The organism is Mucilaginibacter sp. P5_A6 (genome assembly GCF_056400585.1).
Genome location: NZ_JBFUKZ010000054.1, coordinates 1 through 8,009, shown reverse-complemented (window position 1 = coordinate 8,009; position 8,009 = coordinate 1). Strand labels below are relative to the sequence as shown.

Here is an 8,009-nt window from a genome sequence, read left to right as displayed (position 1 = left end):
GCCCGTTGTTGGCCGCTGCAACGGTATGGTGCACACCGCCCCAGTCTGAAACCACAGCCCCTTTAAAGCCCCATTCGTTTTTCAGCACTTTATTCAATAAATAGTCATTCTCGGAACACCAATAACCGTTCAGTTTATTGTAGGCTGACATAATGGTGTAAGCATTCCCTTGCTGTATGGCTGCTTTAAATGCCGGGAAATAAATTTCGCGTAAGGCCCTTTCATCAACTATGGTGTTTACGCTATCGCGGTTAAGCTCCTGGTTATTGGCGGCAAAATGTTTTATACAGGCTGCTACGTGCCGACTTTGAATCCCTTTTACAGCTTGAACAGCCAATTGGCTGTTCAAATAAGGATCTTCGGAATAATATTCATAGGTACGGCCGCAAAGGGGCATCCTGCAAATATTAAATGCCGGTGCAAGCATTACAATCTTTTTACGGGCATTTGCTTCCTCACCTATAACTACACCATACCGGTTGGCCATTATAGGGTTCCAGGTAGCTGCAATTGCCGAGCCATTTGGTAAAAACGTGGCCGAATCGGTTGTCCAGTTAGCGGAAGCCCAATCAAAACGCTTTATTTCTTCGCGTACGCCCAACGGGCCATCATCGCATGTTAGCTCCGGGATACCTAAACGTTTTACGCCTGCGGAAGAAAACAGCGCGTTGCCATGTAGCATGTCTATTTTTTCTTCCAGCGTCATTTTGCTGACGATGCTGTTGATCTTCGCATTAAGCACCACTTCACTTTTGTTTTGTGCCGAAACTCCGCCGGCCACGAAAAATGCCATAAAACAGGCAATCGTATATTTCATAAATTATTATTTCTTTCCTTTTTGTCGGTGCTATTTATCGGCAGCTGTAATTTGAACAACAGCTGCTTTTAGACCTGGCGAAGTTGCTTTTAATATTATCTGGCCTGACTGCCCGGTTGATTGTACAATAACCTGGGCGTTCCCGTTAAATAGTTTTCTTTTATAAGGCGCAGCCGGATAAAGCAGCTGTATTAAGCCGGGATCGGTATTAACGCTCGCCCAAATATTTGCTTTGAGTAAAGGTGTAGCCACAATGGCTATGGTATTGATGCCCGGGTGCAGTAATGAGGCATCCAGTTTAAATTCAGGGCTTTCGCCACTCTCCTTAATTTCTTTAGCTATCTGCTTACCGTTAATATAAATGCTTTGCACCTTGCCTATGTTTTTATTAAAAAAGGTAGCGGTGGCGGTGGTAACGTCGGCTGGCATCGTGAAACCAGCTCTGTAAACTATCGCTTTCACCTTTCGGCCAAATTCATTATCCCGGGCATCCTTAAAAGCTTTTTGCCAGTTACTGTCATCGTAGTCGGCCGCAACTTCGGCCTTCACATTTAAATCATCTACAAATTTCTCCTTAAAATTGCCTATTTGAGCAAGGTTAATCCGTTCCAAGTATTGATCGGGTTCCAGCGAGGTGGGATCTCCGTTGCCAACACCTATAATTTTACCAGGTCCCTCAATTGAAAAGCCCAGCTCATTGTCGGCCGTTGGCACCCTTAAATTATTTTTATCAGTAGTTTGTACGGTAATTAAGGCGATATCTTTGCTATCGGCTTTGATTGTCTCCCTGTTAGCCTGTAATTTAATATTGACCGGGACCAGGGTTGTTTTAACAACGTCGCTGCCCGCTTTTATCCCTTTCTTATAACCTATAGCTTCAAGTGTTCCCGGCTCATATTTCATCTGCCATTCCAGGTGCCCGTTTGGTTCCATAATTTTTTTACCGAGACTTTTTTTATTCAGAAAAAGTTCAACTTCGTCACAATTACTATAAGCGCATACCCTTATTTCCTGGCCTTCTTTACCTTGCCAGTTCCAGTGTGGCAGCAGGTGTACTACGGTTTGATCCGTCCACCATGATTTTAAATAATAGTAATCGTCTTTAGGAAAGCCACAGGCATCAACCATACCAAAATAGGATACTACCGAAGGCCATCCAAACGGTGTAGGCTCGCCGCGGTAATCGAACCCCGTCCATATGAACATACCCGCCAGGTAAGGCCGTGCCGCATAATGTTTCCAGCCTTGCTCCAGGCTATAAAAAAAGTCGTTTTGCTTTCTGTCGTATGCAACAAGTTGCTGCTTACCCATATCATCCTCATAAATCCCTCGTGAGGCCACTGTCGATCCTTCCTCGGTACCCCAGCTAAACTGGTTGGGATACTTTTTATGTTGTTCGTCGGTATTTTTAGTTGCTACGTAATTATAGCCCAGCACGTCTATTACTGTTGATATTCCATTGCCAATGCCGCCACTTATGGCAGCAGTGATATAGCGGCTCGAATCAATAGATTTGGCAAAGGCCTGCATAGTAGCGGCTATACGCGCCCCGGTAATATTACCTTCAATGCCCCACTCTTCGTTCCCTATTGACCAACTGATGATGCTGGGATGGTTTCTATCGCGCAGGATCATCCTTTTCAAGTCATTTAGTTCTGTAGATGCTACGCCCATTAAACGATTCTCATCTATAACCAGCATGCCTAACTTATCGCAGGCATCCAGCAATTCGGGCGTTGGCGGATGATGTGAACAGCGATAAGCATTGCAACCCATACCTTTCAAAGTACGGATCCGAAACTCCTGTAAGGCATCGGGCATGGCAGTACCTACACCGGCATGATCCTGATGATTATTAGTTCCCTTTATTTTAACGTGTTTGCCATTCAGAAAAAAACCTTCGTTGGCATCAAACCTGATGGTGCGAATTCCAAATGTTGTTGTATAACTGTCGGTAACAGCGCCATTCTCTTCAACGGTGGTAACCAACCGGTGCAGGAAGGGGGTTTCTATCGACCATAACTTAGGATTAGTTACAGGTAAAACGCTTTTAACATCCTGCGATGTAAAAGGCATCAAAGTAAGCACTGTCGTTTTGCCGGTAGCAAGCGTTTTGCCATCGGCGTCAACAATCGTTTGTGTTACGCTGAAGCTCCTTGCTTTTTTATCGCTATTAATAATCGTGGCCGTTGCAGTAACATCGGCAATATTGTTTTTCACCTGGGTTGTAACACATGTTCCGTTGGCAGCAATATGCAGCTGGTCGGTTTTATTGAGCCAAACATGCCGGTAAATACCGGCGCCTTCATAAAACCAGCCTTCTTCCATGGTTGCATCAGCCCGTACTGCTATAACATTATTACCTCCATAGTTCAAATATTCAGAAATATCGTACTCAAAGCTATTATACCCACTGGGCTCGGTACCCAGGTAATGTCCGTTGACCCAAACTACGCTGTTACGAAAAACACCGTCGAAGGCTAAGGATATATGCTTACCCAGATCGGTAGCGGGAACAACAAAAGTTTTACGATACCAGCCCACGCTGGCATCAGGAAAGTTCCGGCCTGTCGCCTTCGATCCGTGACTTACGCTAGCTTTAGGACTAAAAGACTGTTCAACCGCCCAATCATGCGGGAGGTTAATTTTACGCCATCCCCTATCATCAAATCCCGGCGATGCAGCGCCGTCGCCATAGCCGGTTTTAGCGAAATAAGAAAACCCTCCGGTTCCGTTATAATAGTCCTTTGCCGGATCATAAGGATGCCCTAATGCAAAGCGCCAGTCATTATCTATACACACGTGTTCGCGTTTTGATGCGGCCACCGAAGGCTGCGCATAGGTGGCTGTTTTTACCGTTACCAGTAACAGGATACAAAAGATCCCTTTTTTTATATATTTATTTTTCATTGTCAATTAACCTGCGCTGGCAAGTCCGATAATCCTAAAATGTTGTATAATCTTTTCTTCTCCACGATACTATTTATTTGCGGCCGTAATTTTCACCGGCCCCTGGTTTAAGGCCAATTCAGGATTCCAGCTCGCGGCAAGGGATGTTCCCGGAGGAAAGCGCGTTGCCAAATCAATGGTCCAACCCGAATAACCCCAGTACTGCCTGTTTATTTCAGTACGAACACCATGCGGTCTACATTTTCTTGTTTTAATTTGTTACCTGTTTAACTGCGCGTGCCTACCCATATCCACATAGCGCGTAGTTGAAACCTTATTTTGGAAGGTAACGCATCCCATAATGTTCTAAACATTTTTGAGTGAACTTCTTAATAAGTACCAAGCCCTCGTTAAATGTTTTTTTCGATTCAGGCGATAGGAGAGGGTTCCTGAAGAAAGCAGGATGCTCCTTCAGCAAAATACAGATCGTATCAAAATTCTCTATCAAAGCTTTAATTTCACTTTCATCTAATTCTGGCGCTTTTGAAATAATTTGATTTTCCATATCCTCTTTTTTTAACAAGGTATCATTTGCCGCGGCTATCAAATTCACGGGCGTACACAGAATTAGGTTTTATTTCAATTTGTTGTTTTGCCACAGGCAAGCCATTGTTTAACTGCGTGGGCCTGCCCATATCCAGATAGTGTATAGTTAAAATCTTATTTGGGAAGGCAACGCATCCCATAATGTTCTAAAACCCATAATGTTTTAAACATTTTTGAGTGAACTTCTTAATAAGAACCAAGCCCTCGTTACACATTTTTTTCGATTCCGGCGTTAGGATCGGGATACTGACGAAAGTAAGGTGCTCCTTAAGCAACATCCCAATCGTATCAAAATCCTCTATCAAAGCTTTAATTTCACTTTCATCTAATTCCGGCGCTTTTGAATTAATTTGATCTTCCACATCCTCTTTTTTTAACCAGGTATCATTTGCCGCGGCAATCGTCATGCATTCGAATAGATTACTGTTGATTTCCTTCATGTTGAAAACAGAATTGTTATAGTTAAAAAATGCCGGGACCTCTCGGTAAAGGCCCCAGACATCCACTTATAAACAACTAAAACTCTCTCTTATTTAATTTCACTATTCTGATCCTTTATCGTAAAACCTTAGTGCGTTTTAAAGCCCCGCCCTCTTTTCAGCGGTGTCGGGCCTGCAGGCAATTGTACCGCTTTAAATACGTTGTCCGCCTTGATTATTCATTAGCCAAATCGATTGAAGTAAAAGTTCTGTGATCCATAAGGATCACAGAACTTTTTAAAATTTAGCTTAACAGAAAACGGTAATGTCTAATCTGTTCACAGTACCGCTATTCCAGTAAAAGCTTTAATCCAACATTACTGTTTACTTATATCCTAATTTAATGGCATCATACATACGCTGGTCCTTTATCACATTATTAGATCTGTCTAAAGTAAAACCTATCTCCCACCAGAATGGCAGAAGTCCATTCGCTTTAGCCGTTTTGGTCGCAAAAATTGCCCAGTCATCCACAGACTTGTTATGCTTATCCATATCCTTAGGAAGATACTGGCTTTTGGTGACGGCGGGAGTCCTCCTCCATGATGCATATTCACCCAGCACCACAGGGATACCTTGATCAACAAACTTTTTCATCTTTCCGAATTCAGCAATGATCGCATCCTCTTCTCCAAAGGTGACGTTGCGATCGGGCTCAATTGTAGAATGATTCCCGGCCCCCCAGTAGTAAGCCATTTTGCCCCAACTTGCATCTCCATCGTTTAGTAAATTAAATGTGGAAGGCGTGTAGCTATGTACCTCAAGCATCAAACGATTAGGTACCGGATCGTGAGGCATAGTAGTCATCAGGTCAGAAGTTTTATAACTGTCAGTACTGGGCCCCTGCACAACCAGCACCCGGTTACTGTTTCTGCCCCCGGTAGAGCGAACTGCCTTAATGAATGTTTCATGATAACCATTAAGTATGGTCATCTGCCCGGCATTGTCAGCCGCAGGTTCATTCAATCCGGCAAAAATAAGGTGCTCATCAAAATCACGCATAGTTGTAGCAATCTGCTCCCAAATTGCCTTTTGCATCGCGTTAACGGAATCTTTCTTTAACGCATTGACATTGGGACTATCGTGAGAATTCAGTATCACATACATATCATTGGCCACACACCATCCAACCACTTCTTTCACCCGCGCAAGCCATGCAGGATCAATTTTTGCCTTGCTTCGGTCACTTAAATGGGTCCAAACCCAGTTACAGGGAAGCCGTACAGAATTGAAACCTGATTGTTTTATAAACTTCACATACGATTCGGTCAATTTACTACTCTGCCAATCACCTTCGTTTGGCGACTCCATGGTATTGCCAAAATTTGTTCCCATTCCCGTGCGCATTTTTGCCGCCAGCTGCACAGCAGTACTGGTCATTCCAGTCATGTCTGGCGCTATGGGCGATGTATTATAGCCTGGGTATAAGTTGGGGGCCTGGGTAACCGTCACCCTTCTTGCCTGGCCGTTGGAAGAATTTATAAATAAAACACCAGAGCGGCTTGCCCCTGTACCATTTTCCGATAATGTTGTTAAATGAATAACAGTACTGCCGCTTTTACCTGTTATTGTATTTATTTGCAACCACGAATAAGCGGGATTGCTGATGCTCCAATCGGCATTAGCTGAAATGGATAGGTCCTGGGTCCCCCCGTCACCCGTAAAAGTTACGGTGGGTACACTGACTGTTAGTTGCGGGTCCGGGTTCTTCGTTTTTTTACAGGAGAATAAAGATATAACTGTAATAACAGATATCAATATTGTAAAACAATACTTAATTTTCATTTTGTCTTTAATTTTAATTAGTTAAAAAGCCCCACAGTGATATGCTGCTGTGGGGCTTTAGCTTATTTAATTTTTACAACTCGGATATTATCAAAGGCACAATAAAAGCCGGTTGTTGTTTTTGGTGCGTTATAGTTATGCCTATATATGACAGCGCCGGTTTGTCCTGTCGAGCCCAGCAAATCCTTGATATTAGTTAAGGGATCTCCCATACCCTCGCCAAGTGTTGGGTCACTTGAACGGAACGATGTCAACGGAATAGTTAAAGTGATCCAGCCCTTTGTTTTGTAGGCTGTTCCGGTTTTCCATGGTTCCCATCTGTATATATAGCCACCTACATCTGTTTTAATATCCAGTGCACCACCATTCCAGTTTTTCGGTACACTTATTTCTAATTTTACGGCCCAGTTGTCTGGTTCGTCAGTAAGGTTGGCTGCTGGTACCCATTGATTACTTGCTAAAATAATACCAGTATTAGAAGAACCACCATCCAAAACACCAGTATTCACAAAAATAAACATAGTTTTGTTTGTACCCAATACGCCATTAAAGTCAGTTGTTTCTGTAAACCAGCCGTATCGGTTATTGCTGTGAGCATCAATACCACCAATACCGTCCCCCCACCAACCACCATTACCACCCCAATCCTGATAAAGATTACCAGAACCATCCATATTTTCTATAACACCGTTTTTTAGCCATGTTGGAGTGTAAACATTGTACACAGTAGTACCTGTACCAAACTCTGTAGTAATAGATACTGGTCCGCTTTGCGATGGTATTGTAGCAGGCATAACAAAACCAACCGAACTCGCGTTTTTGGATGATACAAATGAATTAATTGCGGTACCTGCAAAAGTTAGCGTTTGAATATTTTTAAGATAGGTACCATAAATATAAACTGAATCGCCCGGGCTTGGGTTTTCGTTGGAAATCCTCGTAATGATTGGCTTTGCATTTATGGTATCCCGGGCAGTACCAGATTTAGTAGTCACTATGATAAACTTGTCGGATGTTGTTGCCGGCATCAGAAAACCAAGAGCCGTACCATTGGCATTCGAGTTAAATTTTGGAATTTTGGTTCCGCCATATGAAAACTGTTGAACCAATACTAAATTGGTGCCGTACACGTAAACCGAATCGCCGGGGGCGGCAAACACATCGGATATAGCCGTAAGAGTTGGCGCCGGCGGGCCCAATTTAAAGGCGAATGTTGCTGAACCTGCTCCTGTAACATATTTTACCGTATACAGTTTGGCAGTATCAATTTTTCCAAAATCTATATTAGGGATTTTCACCACAGCACTGCCGGGGGCAAATAAAGCAGTGTTAAAAGAGGCTGGAACCCCGTCAAAATAAATCTGGGTTGCATTTTGCAAATTTTGCCCGGTTATTACCACCCATTGACCTTTTGCTACGGCGCTATTTAAAAC

At 43.3% G+C, this 8,009-nt stretch carries 6 protein-coding genes; all 6 read right to left on the bottom strand.

Annotation, left to right across the window (positions count from 1 at the left end; translation table 11 throughout):
• The coding region (locus AC1DO4_RS27330) for a glycoside hydrolase family 3 protein (protein WP_477420937.1) at window positions 1-817 on the bottom strand (817 nt) is incomplete at its 3' end.
• Window positions 818-847: 30 nt separating this feature from the next.
• The gene (galA, locus tag AC1DO4_RS27325) at window positions 848-3,727 is read right to left on the bottom strand and encodes a beta-galactosidase GalA (RefSeq protein ID WP_477420936.1); all 2,880 of its coding nucleotides are present in this window, start codon (window positions 3,725-3,727) and stop codon (window positions 848-850) included.
• A 313-nt stretch (window positions 3,728-4,040) separates the two neighbouring features.
• On the bottom strand, window positions 4,041-4,271 hold the full coding sequence (locus AC1DO4_RS27320; protein ID WP_477420935.1) for a hypothetical protein: 231 nt from the start codon (window positions 4,269-4,271) through the stop codon (window positions 4,041-4,043).
• A 187-nt stretch (window positions 4,272-4,458) separates the two neighbouring features.
• Window positions 4,459-4,752, bottom strand: a complete 294-nt coding sequence (locus tag AC1DO4_RS27315) for a hypothetical protein (protein WP_477420934.1) — start codon at window positions 4,750-4,752, stop codon at window positions 4,459-4,461.
• 363 nt (window positions 4,753-5,115) lie between these two features.
• Window positions 5,116-6,576 (bottom strand): cellulase family glycosylhydrolase, encoded by a 1,461-nt coding sequence (locus tag AC1DO4_RS27310; protein WP_477420933.1) that lies wholly within the window; start codon window positions 6,574-6,576, stop codon window positions 5,116-5,118.
• A gap of 62 nt (window positions 6,577-6,638) precedes the next feature.
• The coding region (locus AC1DO4_RS27305) for a glycan-binding surface protein (RefSeq protein WP_477420932.1) at window positions 6,639-8,009 on the bottom strand (1,371 nt) is incomplete at its 5' end.